General features: G+C 72.3%; 18 protein-coding genes. 9 read left to right on the forward strand and 9 right to left on the reverse strand.

Annotated features, from left to right (window positions below; translation table 11 throughout):
* Positions 1-139 precede the first annotated feature (139 nt).
* The 3 genes from AB0J04_RS15480 (at position 140) to AB0J04_RS15490 (ending at position 1549) form a co-directional block, all read left to right on the forward strand.
* Positions 140-1000 (forward strand): helix-turn-helix transcriptional regulator, encoded by an 861-nt coding sequence (locus tag AB0J04_RS15480; protein WP_363168924.1) that lies wholly within the window; start codon positions 140-142, stop codon positions 998-1000.
* The gene (locus tag AB0J04_RS15485; protein WP_363168925.1) at positions 1001-1276 is read left to right on the forward strand and encodes a DUF397 domain-containing protein; all 276 of its coding nucleotides are present in this window, start codon (positions 1001-1003) and stop codon (positions 1274-1276) included.
* 78 nt (positions 1277-1354) lie between these two features.
* Positions 1355-1549 carry a hypothetical protein gene (locus AB0J04_RS15490; protein WP_363168991.1) on the forward strand — a complete coding sequence of 65 codons (195 nt, stop codon included), beginning with the start codon at positions 1355-1357 and terminating at the stop codon, positions 1547-1549.
* 116 nt (positions 1550-1665) lie between these two features.
* Here the strand turns inward: AB0J04_RS15490 and AB0J04_RS15495 are convergent, their stop codons facing one another.
* Complete coding sequence (locus tag AB0J04_RS15495; RefSeq protein ID WP_363168926.1) at positions 1666-3141, reverse strand: PLP-dependent aminotransferase family protein; 1476 nt, start codon at positions 3139-3141, stop codon at positions 1666-1668.
* 186 nt (positions 3142-3327) lie between these two features.
* On the opposite strand from AB0J04_RS15495, the gene AB0J04_RS15500 reads away from it, so the two are divergent.
* The gene (locus tag AB0J04_RS15500) at positions 3328-3777 is read left to right on the forward strand and encodes a carboxymuconolactone decarboxylase family protein (RefSeq protein ID WP_363168988.1); all 450 of its coding nucleotides are present in this window, start codon (positions 3328-3330) and stop codon (positions 3775-3777) included.
* A 39-nt stretch (positions 3778-3816) separates the two neighbouring features.
* Here AB0J04_RS15500 and AB0J04_RS15505 read toward each other — a convergent pair whose 3' ends face one another.
* From AB0J04_RS15505 to AB0J04_RS15515, 3 genes are all read right to left on the reverse strand, one after another.
* Positions 3817-5304: a glutamate synthase subunit beta gene (locus AB0J04_RS15505; RefSeq protein ID WP_363168927.1), complete on the reverse strand. Its 1488-nt coding sequence runs from the start codon at positions 5302-5304 to the stop codon at positions 3817-3819.
* Positions 5305-5421: 117 nt separating this feature from the next.
* The gene (locus AB0J04_RS15510; protein ID WP_363168928.1) at positions 5422-5901 is read right to left on the reverse strand and encodes an anthrone oxygenase family protein; all 480 of its coding nucleotides are present in this window, start codon (positions 5899-5901) and stop codon (positions 5422-5424) included.
* A 152-nt stretch (positions 5902-6053) separates the two neighbouring features.
* Entirely contained in the window at positions 6054-6758 is a 705-nt protein-coding gene (locus tag AB0J04_RS15515) for a DUF2293 domain-containing protein (protein ID WP_363168929.1), read from the reverse strand.
* 94 nt (positions 6759-6852) lie between these two features.
* On the opposite strand from AB0J04_RS15515, the gene AB0J04_RS15520 reads away from it, so the two are divergent.
* The 3 genes from AB0J04_RS15520 (at position 6853) to AB0J04_RS15530 (ending at position 8547) form a co-directional block, all read left to right on the forward strand.
* Positions 6853-7494 carry a uridine kinase gene (locus tag AB0J04_RS15520; protein ID WP_363168989.1) on the forward strand — a complete coding sequence of 214 codons (642 nt, stop codon included), beginning with the start codon at positions 6853-6855 and terminating at the stop codon, positions 7492-7494.
* 56 nt (positions 7495-7550) lie between these two features.
* Positions 7551-7952, forward strand: coding sequence for a PPOX class F420-dependent oxidoreductase (locus AB0J04_RS15525; protein WP_363168930.1), 402 nt, complete (start codon positions 7551-7553; stop codon positions 7950-7952).
* A gap of 160 nt (positions 7953-8112) precedes the next feature.
* Positions 8113-8547 (forward strand): CBS domain-containing protein, encoded by a 435-nt coding sequence (locus AB0J04_RS15530; protein ID WP_363168931.1) that lies wholly within the window; start codon positions 8113-8115, stop codon positions 8545-8547.
* 84 nt (positions 8548-8631) lie between these two features.
* On the opposite strand, the gene AB0J04_RS15535 is transcribed toward AB0J04_RS15530, so the two are convergent.
* Positions 8632-9759: a magnesium and cobalt transport protein CorA gene (locus AB0J04_RS15535; protein ID WP_363168932.1), complete on the reverse strand. Its 1128-nt coding sequence runs from the start codon at positions 9757-9759 to the stop codon at positions 8632-8634.
* Between the two features lie 234 nt (positions 9760-9993).
* On the opposite strand from AB0J04_RS15535, the gene AB0J04_RS15540 reads away from it, so the two are divergent.
* Positions 9994-10788 carry a methyltransferase gene (locus AB0J04_RS15540; protein WP_363168933.1) on the forward strand — a complete coding sequence of 265 codons (795 nt, stop codon included), beginning with the start codon at positions 9994-9996 and terminating at the stop codon, positions 10786-10788.
* Between the two features lie 21 nt (positions 10789-10809).
* On the opposite strand, the gene AB0J04_RS15545 is transcribed toward AB0J04_RS15540, so the two are convergent.
* Together AB0J04_RS15545 and AB0J04_RS15550 are read right to left on the reverse strand one after the other, a co-directional pair.
* Positions 10810-11820 carry a sugar kinase gene (locus AB0J04_RS15545; protein ID WP_363168934.1) on the reverse strand — a complete coding sequence of 337 codons (1011 nt, stop codon included), beginning with the start codon at positions 11818-11820 and terminating at the stop codon, positions 10810-10812.
* Positions 11817-12725, reverse strand: a complete 909-nt coding sequence (locus AB0J04_RS15550) for a pseudouridine-5'-phosphate glycosidase (RefSeq protein ID WP_363168935.1) — start codon at positions 12723-12725, stop codon at positions 11817-11819. The genes AB0J04_RS15545 and AB0J04_RS15550 overlap by 4 nt, the downstream gene beginning before the upstream one ends.
* A 99-nt stretch (positions 12726-12824) precedes the next feature.
* Between AB0J04_RS15550 and AB0J04_RS15555 the strand changes: the two genes are divergently transcribed.
* Positions 12825-13265, forward strand: a complete 441-nt coding sequence (locus tag AB0J04_RS15555) for a VOC family protein (RefSeq protein ID WP_363168936.1) — start codon at positions 12825-12827, stop codon at positions 13263-13265.
* Here AB0J04_RS15555 and AB0J04_RS15560 read toward each other — a convergent pair.
* The gene (locus tag AB0J04_RS15560) at positions 13256-14605 is read right to left on the reverse strand and encodes an MFS transporter (protein ID WP_363168937.1); all 1350 of its coding nucleotides are present in this window, start codon (positions 14603-14605) and stop codon (positions 13256-13258) included. The genes AB0J04_RS15555 and AB0J04_RS15560 overlap by 10 nt on opposite strands.
* A 149-nt stretch (positions 14606-14754) precedes the next feature.
* Positions 14755-15309 carry a methylated-DNA--[protein]-cysteine S-methyltransferase gene (locus AB0J04_RS15565; RefSeq protein WP_363168938.1) on the reverse strand — a complete coding sequence of 185 codons (555 nt, stop codon included), beginning with the start codon at positions 15307-15309 and terminating at the stop codon, positions 14755-14757.
* Positions 15310-15328 lie beyond the last annotated feature (19 nt).

A 15328-nucleotide genomic window follows, 5' to 3' on the forward strand; every position in this document is an offset into this window, starting at 1 on the left:
ATCCGTACCCATCCGTACAGATCTTCGACTCGGTCTTCGAGCGGCGCCGTAGGGCTGTCGGGATTCTTTCCGTGACCGGCCGGGTCGGGGCGCGCACAAGCCCCCGCGCGGCCGGCCGGGCTCTTCGTGGAGGTGGAGCGTGAGCGAACCGCGGTCCGCGCCGACGGTCGGACAGGTCGTCCTCGGTCGGCGCCTGCTGGACCTGCGGGAACGCGCCGGGCTCAAACGCGAGGAAGCCGCCCGCATCCTGCGCGTCGCGCCCGCCACGGTCCGCCGTATGGAGATGGCCGAGGTCAGCCTCAAGATCCCGTACCTCCAGCTGCTGCTGAAGGCCTACGGGGTCACCGACGAGGAGGCCGAGGGCTTCGTCCAGCTCGCCGAGGAGGCCAACAAGCCGGGCTGGTGGCAGCGGTTCCACGACGTTCTGCCGGGCTGGTTCTCCATGCACGTCAGCCTCGAGGGCGCCGCCGCCCTGATCCGCCAGTACGAGCCGCACTTCGTCCCCGGCCTGCTCCAGACCGTGGACTACGCCCGCGGCGTCCTGAAGTCCGGCGCCATCGGCCAGACCCGGCCGGAGGACATCGAGCGCCTCGTCGACCTGCGCATACAACGCCAGGATCTGCTCACTCGTCACGATGCGCCCCGGTTGTGGGTCGTCATGGACGAGACGGTGCTGCGCCGCCCGGTGGGCGGCCCGGAGGTGATGCGCGCGCAGATCGACAAACTGCTCGAGGCCGCGAAGCTGCCCCGTGTGACGCTCCAGATCGCCCCGTTCGACAGCGGGCCGCATCCGGGCACCTACGGGCCCTTCGTGCTGTTCCGATTCGCCATGCCGGAGCTTCCGGACATGGTCTACAGCGAGTACCTGACCGGCGCCGTGTACCTCGACGCCCGCACCGAGGTGGCGACCCACCTCGAGGTCATGGACCGCATGGCGGCGCAGGCCGCTACAGCACATCGCACGAAGGAGATCCTCCGGGGTCTCCGCAAGGAGTTGTGAATGAATCACATCAAGACCCAGTCCAGGCCGCGGATCCGCGCTCAGCGGATCTACAACGGCATGCCCGCCCGGGACCTGGGCAGCGAGGGCTGGCACAAGCCGTGGAGCGGCGGCAACGGAGGAAACTGCCTGGAAGCGATGAAGCTCGCCGACGGCCGGATCGCCGTCCGGCAGTCCACCGACCCCGACGGACCGGCGCTGATCTACACCACCGACGAGATGACGGCCTTCATCGAGGGAGCCAAGGCGGGGGAGGCCGACTTCCTGCTGTCCTGACCGGACCTGTTCTTTGTTTTTGGTACTGACGTTGTTCTGGAACTGACTTGATCACTAACCGCTGCGCATGCTTACGGAGTGCCTCATGACCGGGCAGGAACCCGCCGACGCCGCAAGGACGACTGTCCCGTCTGCGAGGCGATGGGCCGGCAGACGCTCGCCCTCGACCCGAGAGTGCCGGTGATGGCACGAGTCAACGGGCAGACCCTGGCCACGGAGAAGCTCAACCCGGCGGGTCTCCCGGGCTGCGGGGCGGTGGCCCGCAAGCCCTGAGACCGCTCTGGCGGGTCTGGCGGGCCGATCGGCGGCATCCGCTACATCCGGTTACACCCAGGACCGCATGCGCCGTGGGGCGTCCACCAGACGCCTCACGGCGACCACCGCGAGCCTCATCCGCAGGCAGGACTGCGCCGGGTGTTGTCCGGCGGCGGCAGCACCTGGCACAGCGCGTCCAGGGCCGCCGCGTACGCGTGCTCCGGCGGCGTCGCGTAACCGACGACGAGCCCGTCCTCCGCCGCCGGGTCCGTTGCCGTGCCCGCAGCCATGCCCGTCCCCGGGTGCCGGAAGGCGGCCAGGCCGTCCAGGGCGACGCCCTGCCAGGCGGCCGCCTTGAGCGCGGCCCGCTCGGTGCCGGGCGGCAGCCGCAGCACCGCGTGGAGCCCCGCCGCGACCCCGGTCACCTCGACGTGCGGGGCCTGTGCGGCGAGTGCCTCGACCAGTCGGTCCCGGCGCCCGCGGTAACGCTGCCGCATCCGCCGTACGTGACGGTCGTACGCCCCGGACCCGACGAGGTCGGCCAGGCTCAGCTGGTCCAGGACGCTCGCCCAGGCCTCCCGCTCGCCCTTGGCCGCGAGGACGCCGTCCACATACCGCTCGGGCAGCACCATCCACCCGAGTCGCAGCGCGGGCGACAGGCTCTTGCTCACCGAGCCGATGTAGATCACCCGCTCGGGATCGAGCCCCTGGAGCGCGCCGACGGGCTTGCGGTCGTAGCGGAACTCCCCGTCGTAGTCGTCCTCGACGATCACACCGCCACGCGCGCGTGCCCAGTCGATCACGGCGGCCCGGCGGCTCGCGTGCAGCGGCCCGCCGGTCGGGAACTGGTGCGCGGGCGTCAACAGCACCGCCCGCTCGCGCCCCAGCCGGTCCACGCGCGCCCCGTCGGCGTCCAGGGGGAGCGGAACCGTCCGCACCCCCGCCGCCGTCAGCAGCTCCCGGTGGAAGTCCAGCCCGTACGCCTCCACGGCCAGCGGACCGCGCAGCACCCCGCCGCCGGCCGGTCCGAACAGCAAGCGCAGCCCGTGCGCGAAACCGGAGCAGACCACGATCCGTTCCGGCTCGGTGCGCACTCCACGCGCGCGTGCCAGGTACTCGGTCAGGGCCTCGCGCAGCTCCCGGCGTCCGGCGGGGTCGCCGGGCCCGAACACCTCGCTGGGCGCCTGCTGGACCGCCCGCCGGTAGGAGGCCAGCCAGGCCGCGCGGGGGAACGCCGACGCGTCCGGAACGCCCTGCCGAAGGTCGTGCCGGGGGCCACGCGCGCGTAGCGGCGTTCTTACGGGCGTCCGCTCGGGGCGGCGCAGCGGTTCGGCGCGGTCGGCGACCCGGGTGCCCGAGCCCTGCCGGGCGGTCAGCCAGCCCTCCGCGACGAGCTCGGCGTACGCGTCGGCCACCGTGTTGCGGGCGACGCCGAGGTCGGCGGCCAGCGAACGGTACGGCGGCAGCCGGGTCCCCGGTGCGAGCCGCCCGCTGCGCACGGCCTCGCGCAACGCCCCGATGAGCGCGGCCCGACGCCCTCCCGGCCCGGCCAGCTCCAGATGCAGGTCGGCACCGATCCGCTCCGCGGAATTGACCCACGAATCCACCATGAAAATGCACTCTACAACGGGTCTCTTCGGCTCGTAGGTTAGTGGGGCATGACGACGAACGCGTACACGAACGCAGGCACCGACACCGACACCGACACCGGCACCGACACCGGCACCGACACCGACACCGACACCGGCACCGGCACCGGCACCGACACAGGCACCGGAATCACGAGCACCGCGGGGATGCCTCGCCTCGACTTCGGGAAGGCCGCCCCCAAGGCGTTCCGCGCCCTGGTCGGGTTCGACGCCGCCGCCCGTCAGGGCCTCGACCCGGCCCTCGTCGAACTGATCCAGATCCGCGCCTCCCACCTCAACCACTGCGCGTACTGCCTGCACATGCACACGAACGACGCCCGCAAGGCCGGCGAGAACGAGGACCGGCTGCACATGGTCGCCGTCTGGCGCGAGGCCCGGCACTTCTTCACCGAGCGGGAACAGGCGGCCCTGGCCCTGACGGAGGCGGTCACACTGGTGGCCGACGGAGGCGTCCCGGACGACGTCTACGCCGAGGCCGCCGCCCGGTTCGGCGAGCAGGAGCTGGCCCAGGTGCTGGCCCTGATCTGCACCATCAACACCTGGAACCGGGTGGCCCTGGCGACGGCGAAGGTGGCCGGGACGGACGAGCGCCGCTGAAACGGTCCGCCCCCTGCGCGTCCTGGCCCGGTGCGGGTTCTATACACCCATCGGTCGGTCGTACGGGCCGATGGGCGTCGGCAGCTGTGAACGTCCCGTCAGGCGACGGTCGACGGCCGCCGCCACCGCCCGTCCCTCCGCGATGGCCCACACGATCAGCGACTGCCCGCGTGCCGCGTCACCCGCGGCGAAGACGCCGGGGACGTTCGTCGCGAAGTCGGCGTCCCGCGCGATCGTGCCGCGGGGCTCCAGCGTCAGCCCGAGCTGCTCGACGAGCCCGTCCTCCCGGTCGGGCCCGGAGAAGCCGAGGGCGAGCAGCACGAGGTCGGCGGGGAGCGCCCGTGCGGTGCCCGCCACCGGCCGCCGCCGCGCGTCGACCTCGACGAGGTGCAGTGCCCGTACGTGCCCGGTGTCGTCGCCGGTGAAGCGGAGCGTGGACGCGGCGAAGAGCCGCGCGTCCGCGTCCGCCGCCGGCGCGGAGCGAAGATCGCGCGCCTCCTCGTGCGCCGCCGAGAGCCGGTAGATCTTCGGATACGTCGGCCAGGGGTCGCTGTCCTCGTCGCGCTCCACGCCGGGCTGCGCGTAGATGTCCAACTGGGTCACGGACGCGGCGCCCTCGCGCACCGCAGTGCCCAGACAGTCGGCCCCCGTGTCGCCGCCGCCGACGATCACGACGTGCCTTCCGGCGGCGGACATCGGGGACTTCGCGAGGTCTCCCTCGCACACCCGGTTGGCCAGCGGCAGATACTCCATCGCCTGCTGGATGCCGGTCAACTCCCGCCCCGGAACGTGCAGTTCCCGCCACTCGGTCGCCCCGGTGGCGATCACCACGGCGTCGTAGCGCGTCCGTAGATCCGCGGCCATCACGTCCCGCCCGATGGTGGTCGACGTACGGAACTTCGTGCCCTCGGCCCGCATCTGCTCGATCCGGCGCTCCAGATGGCGCTTCTCCATCTTGAACTCGGGGATTCCGTACCGCATCAGCCCGCCGGCCCGGTCGTCCTTCTCGTAGACGGCGACCGTGTGCCCGGCCCGGGTCAGCTGCTGTGCCGCGGCCAGCCCGGTGGGCCCGGAGCCGATCACCGCCACCGTCTTCCCGGACAGCCGGTCCGGCGGCCGCGGCGGCGTGAGACCGTCGGCCCAGGCCCGGTCGGCTATGGCGACCTCGACGTTCTTGATGGTGACGGCGGGCTGGTTGATGGCGAGGACGCACCCGGCCTCGCAGGGCGCCGGACACAACCGGCCGGTGAACTCGGGGAAGTTGTTCGTCGCGTGCAGCCGGTCGCTCGCCGCCCGCCAGTCCTCCCGCGACACCAGGTCGTTCCACTCCGGGATCAGATTTCCGAGCGGACAGGCGTCGTGACAGAACGGTATGCCGCAGTCCATGCACCGGTCGGCCTGTCTGCTGATCAGGGGCAGCAGCGCGCCCGGGACGTAGACCTCGTCCCAGTCCCGGACCCGCTCCTCGACCGGCCGGCGGGGCCAGTCCTGGCGGGGTGTGGTCATGAATCCCTTGGGATCGGCCATGGGCGTGTCCCTCGCCTACGCGTACGACAGGCCGAGCGTCATCGGGCGGCACTCTTTCGGCCACGATACGTCCCGTGGGCCGCCCCCGCAGAGTGGGCGACAGCGCTTTCCCGAACGTCAGACCACGGCCAGCATGTACGCGAGCGCCGACGCCGTGCATGCGGCCGTGCGCACGTGGTTCCACCTCGTCCACTCACGCACATAGGTCGGCCAGTACGTGACGGCCTCCGGCGTGCCCGGTTCCAGCTTCATCAGCGCGTCGTTGCGCGGCACGTTCGCCATCACGGTCACGCCGAACGAGCCGCACAGGTACAGCCCGCTGCCCAGCAGCAGGTGAACCGTCCCGTGGTCCGGCCACAGCACGAACGTCACCACGGCGATCACCAGACACAGCGCCGCCGCGCCGAGGAACAGCGCCATGAACGCCGGCGCCATCGCCGAGGAGTTGATCGCCTTCATCGCCGCCACGCCCTGCGCCGGCGGCAGCGCGGCGAGCCCGCGCATCACCAGGATCGAGAAGGCACAGAAGACTCCGGCCATCAGGCCCGTCACCACGGCGCCCAGGATCGCGAGCACCAGATACGGTCCATCGATCATGACAACGTCAACTCCCACCCGTCGAGCGGAGATCTTGCCCCGTACCGTCCGTCACCTCAAGTGAAATCCCTTTCATGATCGGTGACCATGGCCGATTCATGATCGGTGACCATGGCCGAAACGCGCGTCGGCATGCGCGGACGTCGCGGCCCCTAGGCGACGGACCCGTCCCGCCACATCCGTAGCCGTGCCTCCACGTCCGCCGCGATCCGGCGGCGTGCCTCGTGCCGCGGCACGCCGCTCATCAGCAGCCGGTCGTACGGCGTGTCCAGATGCCGTACGGACGCCACGACCGCGGAGACGACCGGTCCCTCGGCCAGCGCCCGGCCGGCGGCGCTGCGCCCGACCCGGCCACTGCCCCGGAGCGAGGCGTGCGCGGCGATCCCCTGCGCCCGGTCCTGCGGGCAGCGGGGAAACAGCCGCAGTATCTCCGCGGCGAACGCCTCCGCGAACCGCAGGTCCTGTGCCGCCCGCCGCCCGGCGTCCCGCACCCGGCGCCGCCGTCGTGCCTCGGCGTCCGCCAGGCACCGCTCCTCGGCCCGTCGGAGCCCTGCCTCCTCGACGAGGACGCCCTGCCGCTCGTAACGGCTCTTGCGTCGGTTGAACCGGACCACCACCGCGGACAGCCCGCTCTCCTCCTGCGATCTGCGGGTCAGCGCCGTGTCACCGCGCGGCAGGAACACCAGGTGCCCCAGATCGGCGCAGTCGAGGCAGCGCGGCGCGGCGTCCTCGAGGATCAGCATCGACAGCGGCCCGCGACGACACCCGGCGCAGTGCTTCCGCCGAAGCGGCTGGACGACGAGAAGCCCGTATCGGGGCGGTGGGGAGGGAGAAGCGGGGAGGGCTGCGGTTGCCATACGGGCTTCATTCCCCCTGGTGGGCACGTCGGCACCTGGTCATCGTCCGGTGTCCTCCGCTCTGTTCGCCGCCTGGTTCGTCACCTGGCGCATGATGAACGGTGTGCGACTCGAAGCGATCACCTGGGAACGGCTCGGCGACCTCCTCGCCCAGCGGCTGCTCGACCTGAAGCCGGACGACGGCAGCCCCTGGCCGCGGATCGCCTTCGACGGCGCCCCCGCGGCCCGTCCCGGAGACCTCGCCGAGCGTGTCGCCGAGGCGCTGCGCACCCGCGGGCGTCCCTCCCGTGTCGTGGACACGCACGGCTTCCTGCGTCCCGCCTCCCTCCGCCTGGAGTACGGCCGTCACGACGTGGAGGCCTACTACGACGGCTGGTTCGACACCGGCGCCCTGTGGCGCGAGGTGTTCAACCCCCTCGAACCGGACGGCGACGGATGCATACTGCCCGACCTCCGGGACCCCGTCACCGATCGCGCCACCCGCAGCTCCTACGTCCCACTCCCGCCCGGCGGCTTCCTGTTGCTGCACGGGCCGCTGCTGCTGCGGCACTGGTTCCCGTTCGACTTCACCGTCCATGTCCTCCTCTCCCCGGCCGCCCTGCGCCGGCGCACCCCCGAAGCCGACCACTGGACGCTGCCCGCCTTCGAGCGCTACGCCCAGGAGACCGATCCGGCCGCCACGGCCGATGTCGTCGTCCGCGCGGACGACCCTCGCCACCCGGCCTGGGGTGGCTGATTTCAGCCGGTGCCATGCGCTTTTAAATGCACGTGCATGTAAGTAGGGTGGCGGGCATGTCGATCTCCGTTCCCTTCTCCGATTCCGTCCGCGCTCTCCTCGACGGCAAGAACTTCGCCGGCGTCGCCACCCTCGGCCCCGGCGGAGCCCCGCAGAACTCCGTGGTCTGGATCAAGCGAGAGGGCGACGCCGTCCTCTTCTCCTCCACCGACGGCCGTCAGAAGGTGCGCAACCTCCGTCGTGACGCCCGCGTCAGCCTCTCGGTCTTCGATCTCGCCAACCCCTATACGTCGGTCGAGATCCGCGGCCTCGCCGAGATCCTCCCGGACCCGGACAAACGGCTCCCGCACGAGCTGTCGCACAAATACCTCGGCATCGACCCGCCCGCGGAGAAGGACGACGAGGTCCGTCTGATCATCCGGGTCGTCCCGCAGAAGATCGTGGGCTTCTCCGCCTGAGCCGGAACCGCTTGCGGCGGTCCGGCGAGACCCCGCGTACCGCTCCGGTCCCGGCGTGGACTTCCGGGTGCGGGCGCCCGGTGGCGCGGCGAGAATGTAGGGTGCCGGGACTAGGGGGCCACCCGCGCCGCGCCGGCCGTCCGGCACCGGGAGGTACTTCATGACCACCGCCTCAGACATCATGCACCGGGGCGCTCAGTGGATCCCCGCGCACGAGACCCTCGACCGCGCCGCCCAGCTGATGCGCGACCTGAACGTCGGGGCGCTGCCGATCAGCGACCAGGACGAGCGGCTCTGCGGCATCCTCACCGACCGGGACATCGTCGTCGGCTGTGTGGCCATGGGCCATGACCCCGCCAAGGTCACCGCCGGCGAGATGGCCCAGGGCACCCCACGCTGGATCGACGCGGACGCCGACGTCGGCGAGGTGCTCCAGGAGATGCAGGACCACCAGATCCGCCGGCTGCCCGTCATCGAGAACAAGCGCCTCGTGGGCATGATCAGCGAGGCCGACCTGGCCCGGCACCTGACCGAGGACCAGATCGCCACCTGGGCCGAGAACGTCTACGCCAGGACCGGACCCGCCCGCCACTGACCGCCGCCACCGGCAGCGGCGGGAAGCGGCCAGGAGCAGCCGCCACCGGCCGCCCCGACGGTCCGCCGCCACGGGCGCGGTCGCTCAGAGCCAGCCGTTGCGCCGGAAGCCGCGGTACAGGACCCAGCAGGCCACGGATATCAACCCGATGACCAGGGGATAGCCGAACCTCCAGTGCAGTTCCGGCATGTTGTCGAAGTTCATGCCGTACACGCCGCAGACCATCGTCGGCACGGCGATCACCGCGGCCCATGCCGTGATCTTCCGCATGTCCTCGTTCTGCGCGACCGTGACCTGCGCCAGATGCGCCTGGAGGATCGAGTTGAGCAGTTCGTCGAAGGCGGCGATCTGCTCCGTGGCCCGCAGCAGATGGTCGGAGACGTCCCGGAAGTAGGCCTGTATCTCCGGATCGACCACCCGGACCGGCCGGTCCGCGAGGTCCAGCAGCGGACGGCCGAGCGGCACCACCGCCCGCTTCAGCTCCAGGAGTTCACGCTTGAGCTGGTAGATGCGTCCGGGGTCCGCCCGTGCGCCGTTCGCCGCGAACACGTCCGTCTCGACCTGGTCGATGTCCGCCTGCACCGAGTCGATGACGTTGAGGTAGTCGTCGACCACGTGGTCCGCGATCGCGTGCAGCACCGCCGACGGGCCCTTCGCCAGCTGGGAGGCGTCGGACTCCAGCTCCTCGCGCAACGGACCGAGCGAGCCGTGCCGCCCATGGCGCACCGTGATCACGAAGTCCCGGCCGACGAACACCATGATCTCGCCGGTGTTGACCACCTCGCTCGTCGCCGTGAGCTCCTCGTGCTCGACGTAGCAGACCGTCTTGAACACCGCGAACAAGGTCTCGCCGTACCGTTCGACCTTCGGCCGCTGATGGGCCTCGACGGCGTCCTCCACCGCCAGCGGATGCAGTTCGAAGAGCTCGGCGATGCCCGCGAACTCGTCGTTCGTCGGTTCGTGCAGCCCGAGCCACACGAAACCGTGGCCGTTCTTGCGCACCCGTTCCACGGTGTCGACCAGATCCCCGCCGCGCGGGGCCCGGACGCCGTCCTGGTACGTCACGCAGTTCACGACCGAGGACCCCAGCGGGGATCGTGCGTGGTGGCTCAGGTCGACCCGCGGCAGCCGCCGGGACAACCGGGCCACCCTGCGCAGGCCGCCGACCCTTCCGAGGCCGGTGACCTTCCGCAGATTCCCTGCCATGGTCATCTGGGACTCCTTGTGTGGATCTCCTCGCGCCGCAATTTTTGCGCCCTGGCGCGCCAGTCTGCCAGGCCGGCGTATGTCCTGGGTAAGCCTGTGGAAACGGAAGGTTCCGTTTTGTTCCCGCCTGTGGACGACGGGACTTCGCACTGCTCAAGAGACTGCCGCACGCCTTTCCCGGCACGGATCCCGGCCGCGTCGACCACGTCCGGCAAGCGGGACTACTGGGATGATCGCGGCATGACGCGATCCGACGGGTACCTCCTCGACAACCGGCAGCCCGAGGCGGGGGAACGCTTCGACGCCTTCGCCGCTCTCTTCGACCCCACCACGTTCCGCCACCTCGAAGGGCTCGGGATCGGCCCCGGCTGGCGGTGCTGGGAGGCCGGCGCCGGCGGCACCTCCGTGGTGTCCTGGCTGGCGAAGAAGGTCGGCCCGACGGGCAAGGTTCTCGCGACCGACATCGACACCTCCCGGCTGACGTCGGTCGCCCGCCCGCCGGTCGAGGTACGCGTCCACGACCTCGGCGCGGACGAGCCGCCGATGGAGGGCTTCGATCTGATCCACGCCCGACTCGTCCTGGTCCATGTCCCGGACCGGGAGCGGGCGTTGAGGTCGATGGTCAAGGCCCTGCGCCCCGGCGGACGGCTCTTCGTCGAGGACGCCGACCCCGCCCTGCAGCCCCTGCTCTGCCCCGACGAGCACGGCCCCGAACAGCAGCTGGCGAACCGTCTGCGGCACGGTTTCCGCAAGCTCCTCGCCGACCGCGGCGCCGACCTCTCCTACGGCCGCAAGCTCCCTCGGCTGCTCCGCGAGGCCGGACTGCGTCGGGTCGAGGCCGACGCCTGCTTCCCCATCACCTCGCCCGCCTGCGCCGCGCTGGAGTCCGCGACGGTCCGCCAGATCCGCGCCGAACTCGTCGGGGCGGGCCTCGCGAGCGACGAGGACATCGACCGGCACCTGGCGAACGTCGCCTCCGGAAGCATGGACCTGGCGACGGCGCCGATGATCTCGGCATGGGGGCGAAAGGGGTAGGAGGGGCCGGCTCCCGCCCCCTCAGCCGGCGTGGGCGGGGTGAGTCGTCGACGCCGGGTCGTCGTCCCCCGACGCGGCCGGTCTGCCGCCGACGCGTTCCACCGCCCGAGCCCCCGCCCGGCACCCCTCCGCCGCCGCGGCCCGGGCATCGGCCCCCGCGAGCAGCGCGGCGAGGAACGCTCCCGTGAAGGCGTCGCCCGCGCCCGTGGTGTCCCGGGGGCGCGCCGGAGCGGCGGGTACGTGGGCGAGCACGCGGCCGTTCCGGGCCACCAGCGCACCGTCCGCCCCCTGCTTGGCCACCACCAGCGGGACCTGCCGGCTCAGCTCGGCCGCCGCGTCCGCTCCGTCGAGCAGCCCGGTGAGCAGACAGGCCTCGTCGCGGCTGGGCAGCAGCACGTCCACCCCCTTCACCAGGGTCAGGAAACGCTCGACGCCCAGGTCCACCAGAAAGCCCGCCGACGCCGGATCCAGGCTCACCGGCACACCACGCGCGCGTGCCGACGCCGACGCGGTACGCACGAGCGCCCGCCCGGACTCCGAGAACAGCAGGTAGCCCGACAGATGCAGCCGACCGACCCCGTCCAGGAGGGCCTCCGACCAGTCGTCGGGTTCGAACCGCAGGGCCGCGCCGCTGTCCGTGAGGAACGTCCGTTCGGCCGCGGCGTCCGTGTCGACCAGGCAGATCACCGTCCCGGTCGCCACCTGCGGGTCGACCACGAGACGGGGCCGCACCCCGCAGGCGGTCAGCTCCCGTTCGTGCCAGGCCGCCGACTCCGCGCCCACCCGGCCGAGCAGCCGTACGTCCGCACACCCCCAGTGGGCCGCCCAGCACGCCACGTTGGCGCCCGCGCCGCCCGGCAGGGTGCGGATCACCGAGGCCGTGTCCGTCCCCGAGGCCAGCGGCCCCCGATGCCGCGCGATGACGTCCGTCACGACGTCCCCGACGACCAGCAGCGCCCGGCCGCCCTCCGCGCCCCCGCCGGCCGAGCCTCCGTCGTCGGGTCGCCCGGTGCCGTCGGGCCGCCCGGTCATGCCTCGGCCCACGCCGTCGCGATGTCCGCCGCCAGGCGTACGTTGCCGCGCACCGCCGCCAGATTGGCGCTCAGGGACGCGCCGTCGGTGTGCCGGACGAGATGGTCGAGCAGGAACGGCGTGACGCCCTGGCCGCTGACGCCGGCCTCCTCGCACGCGTGCAGGGCGTCGGCGAGCACACGCGTGTGCAGCTCCGGATCCAGCTGCTCCTCCTCGGGCACCGGGTTGGCGACGATCAGCGCCGACTCGGGCGACCCGAGCGCGTCCTGGGCCCGCATCACGTCGGCCACCTGCTGAGGGGTCGCCAACGTCCAGTCCACGGGATGGCCCGAGTCGGACAGATAGAACCCGGGGAAGCGGTCGGTGCCGTACCCGGCGACCGAGACTCCCAGCGTCTCCAGCCGTTGCAGGGTCGCCGGCACGTCCAGGATCGACTTGACCCCCGCGCACACCACCGTGATCCGGGTGCTCGCCAGCAGCCCCAGGTCGGCCGACTCGTCCTGGGTGACCGTCCACTCCCGGTGCACCCCGCCGAGCCCGCCCGTCGCGAAGACCCGTACACCCGCCAGCGCCGCCAGCAGCGCCGTCGCCGACACCGTGGTCGCCCCGCTCGCCCCCGCGGCCACCGCCAGCGGCAGATCGCGATGGCCCAGCTTGCGGAACCCGTCCTCGTTGGCGACCCGCTCCAGCTGCCCCTTGTCCAGGCCCACATGGGGCCGTCCGTCCAGCACGGCGATCGTCGCCGGCACGGCGCCCTGCGCGCGCACGACCTCCTCCAGCTCCAGCGCCACCTGGAGGTTGCGCGGGCGGGGCAGCCCGTGCGAGATGATCGTGGACTCCAGGGCCACCACGGGTCGACGCGCGTCGACCGCGTCCCACACCTCTTCCGACACCACCAGCACCACGCGCCCGCCTCCTGTTCGTCGGTCTCCCCTCATCTCTGGCAGGCGGCGCGCCCGGTCAAACCCTTGCGGCCTGTGGGGGACGACACCAGCCTGGGAGGCATGACCGATGACACGACAACCGGCACGACACGCCTCGACCACGTCGTCCTCTGGGTGCGCGACCCGATCGCCGCCGTCGACTTCTACGAGAAGGCCGTCGGCCTGGAGCCGGTGCGGCTCCCGGAGTTCGCCGTCGGCGAAGAACCCTTTCCCTCCGTACGCGTCAACGAGGAGGCCCTGCTCGACCTCATGCCGTTGTCGATGGCGGAGCGCATGAAGATGCTCCCCGGCGCCGCCGACAGCTGCGGACACCCCGTGAACCACGTCTGCCTCGCCCTCCCACAAGGCGACTTCGACGCCCTCCGCACCCGCCTGGAGGAGCGCGCCGTCCCCGTCTCGGACGTCTCGCACGGCTCCTTCGGCGCCCGCGGCGAGGCCGAGCGCAGCTTCTACTTCCGCGACCCGGACGGCAACGTCATCGAGGCACGGCACTACGACTGACGCATACCGGTCGGGCTGTCGGCGGCAGCCGTCCCGTTCCCTTCTTCGTTCCCTTCTTCGCTCCCCTTTCCGTTCCTGCGGCCCCTGGTGCGGGTGAGCAGCACCAGGGCGGCCAGCGGGACGAGCAGACCCGCCGCGGCGACGTTGAGCCACGCGTAGCTCGCCTGTGCGACCACGAGCCCGGCGACCGCTCCGCCGACGCCTGCCGCGGTGTTCATGGTGAGGTCCGAGAGCCCCTGGGCGGCGGCCCGCGCGGACTGCGGCACCGCGTCCGTGAGCAGCGCGGAACCGGACACCAGCCCTGCCGACCAGCCCAGGCCGAGCACGAACAGCCCGGCCGCGATCTGTCCGTGGCTGTCGCCGGCGGTCCCCGCCAGGAACAGCGCGACGGCCAGCAGCCCCGCCGCGAGCCCCGTCACCGCCAGCCGCCCCACCCGGTCCGCGAGCCGGCCCATCAGCGGCGCGAACGCGTACATGCCCGCGATGTGCCCACTGATGACCAGCCCGATCAGATCGATGCCCGCGCCGTGGTGGGCGAGGTCGACCGGGGTCATCGACATGACCGAGACCATCGCCGTGTGCGACACGGTCACCGTCACCAGCGCCAACCGCGCGCGGGGCGAGGCGGCGACGGCCGCCAGCCCGGCGCGCAGGGAACGGGCCTGCGGGGACCGCTCCTCCTCCGGCGCGAGCGCGCGAGCCGTCAGCAACGGGTCGGGGCGCAGCAGCACACCCACCACGACCGCCGATACGACGAAGATCCCGGCCGCCCACAGGAACGGGCCCGCGGTGGCGGGTATCCCGAGCCCGGCGACGCTCCGGCCGGCGGGCGCGGCGATGTTCGGGCCCACGACCGCGCCCAGGGTCGTCGCCCACACCACGTTCGAGATGGCCCGGGCCCGGCGGTGCGGCTCGGCCAGGTCCGCCGCGGCGAACCGGGCCTGGAGGTTCGCCGAGGAGGCCGCGCCGAAGGCGGCCAGGCCGCACAGCAACAGCGGAAAGCTGCCGACCCGCGCCGCCACCACGACGACACCGGCGCCCAGGGCGCCCACCAGATAGGCGAGCACCAACCCCGGCCGCCGCCCGCGCGCGGTCATCAGCGCGGCCATCGGCATCGACAGCACGGCCGTGCCGGTGACGGTCGCGGTGGGCGCGAGCCCGGACAGCGCGTCGGTACCGCTGATCTGCCGGGCCAGTACGGTGGCCAGCGCGATGCCGGTGGCGACGCCGAGCCCGCCGAGGATCTGGCTTGCGACCAGCACCGCGGTCGTCCGCCGCCGCAGGGCGGGCAGAAGAGCGGCGTCGACGGGCTGGACGGCGGCGCGCTCGACGCCGGTCACGGCGCGTGCCTGACCGCTGCGGGGCCGTGCCGGCGTACGAGGAATGTGGTCACCGGCGCAGTCTCCCCCCTGTGGTCCACGCCGCCCAGACCCCCTGCGGAAGCGGAGCAGGACCGCGCTCAGAGCGGCTCAGGACCGGCGTCCGGAATTCAGAACAGCGGCTCGGGCAGGACCCCTTCCAGAGCGAGCAGCTTCCGCTTGGTCTCCAGACCGCCGCCGAAGCCGCCGATGCCGCCGTCCCTCTCGACCACCCGGTGGCAGGGCACGACGACCGGCAGGGGATTGGAACCCATCGCCACGCCCACCGCCTGCGCCGCCCCCGGCTGCCCCACCCGCCCGGCCAGATCGCCGTAGCCGACGACCGCCCCGTACGGGACGCCGGACGCCAGCTCGCGCAGCACCTGCCGGTTGAAACCCGAGATCAAGGACCAGTCCAACGGCAGCTCGAAGTCGCGCCGCTCACCCGCGAAGTAGGCCTTGACCTGCCGTATCGCCTCGGCCAGCAAGGGGGAGTCGGGCGCTTCGACGGGCTCCGTGCCCAGCCGGCCCGCGAGTCGGTCGAGCGTCTTCTCGCGCACCGCGTCGGTGGCGTGGAACACGACGTTGAGCAGACCCTCGGGGGTCGCCGCCAGCAGCAGCGGACCGATGTCGGTGCCGACGACGGTCCACACGACCTGCTGCTCGTACTGCCCATGGCTGTCCATGCGTCCACCGTACGACCCG

The organism is Streptomyces sp. NPDC050263, from assembly GCF_040655955.1.
In the GTDB taxonomy this organism is placed as follows: domain Bacteria; phylum Actinomycetota; class Actinomycetes; order Streptomycetales; family Streptomycetaceae; genus Streptomyces.

Coding starts and splice junctions, on each gene's coding strand:
- AB0J04_RS15485 (WP_363168925.1), top strand. CDS start 1,001: ATGAATCACATCAAGACCCAGTCCAGGCCGCGGATCCGCGCTCAGCGG.
- AB0J04_RS15530 (WP_363168931.1), top strand. CDS start 8,113: ATGACCACCGCCTCAGACATCATGCACCGGGGCGCTCAGTGGATCCCC.
- AB0J04_RS15505 (WP_363168927.1), bottom strand. CDS start 5,304: ATGGCCGATCCCAAGGGATTCATGACCACACCCCGCCAGGACTGGCCC.
- AB0J04_RS15510 (WP_363168928.1), bottom strand. CDS start 5,901: ATGATCGATGGACCGTATCTGGTGCTCGCGATCCTGGGCGCCGTGGTG.
- AB0J04_RS15545 (WP_363168934.1), bottom strand. CDS start 11,820: ATGACCGGGCGGCCCGACGGCACCGGGCGACCCGACGACGGAGGCTCG.
- AB0J04_RS15500 (WP_363168988.1), top strand. CDS start 3,328: ATGCCTCGCCTCGACTTCGGGAAGGCCGCCCCCAAGGCGTTCCGCGCC.
- AB0J04_RS15525 (WP_363168930.1), top strand. CDS start 7,551: ATGTCGATCTCCGTTCCCTTCTCCGATTCCGTCCGCGCTCTCCTCGAC.
- AB0J04_RS15540 (WP_363168933.1), top strand. CDS start 9,994: ATGACGCGATCCGACGGGTACCTCCTCGACAACCGGCAGCCCGAGGCG.
- AB0J04_RS15520 (WP_363168989.1), top strand. CDS start 6,853: ATGAACGGTGTGCGACTCGAAGCGATCACCTGGGAACGGCTCGGCGAC.
- AB0J04_RS15555 (WP_363168936.1), top strand. CDS start 12,825: ATGACCGATGACACGACAACCGGCACGACACGCCTCGACCACGTCGTC.
- AB0J04_RS15515 (WP_363168929.1), bottom strand. CDS start 6,758: ATGGCAACCGCAGCCCTCCCCGCTTCTCCCTCCCCACCGCCCCGATAC.
- AB0J04_RS15565 (WP_363168938.1), bottom strand. CDS start 15,309: ATGGACAGCCATGGGCAGTACGAGCAGCAGGTCGTGTGGACCGTCGTC.
- AB0J04_RS15495 (WP_363168926.1), bottom strand. CDS start 3,141: ATGGTGGATTCGTGGGTCAATTCCGCGGAGCGGATCGGTGCCGACCTG.
- AB0J04_RS15535 (WP_363168932.1), bottom strand. CDS start 9,759: ATGACCATGGCAGGGAATCTGCGGAAGGTCACCGGCCTCGGAAGGGTC.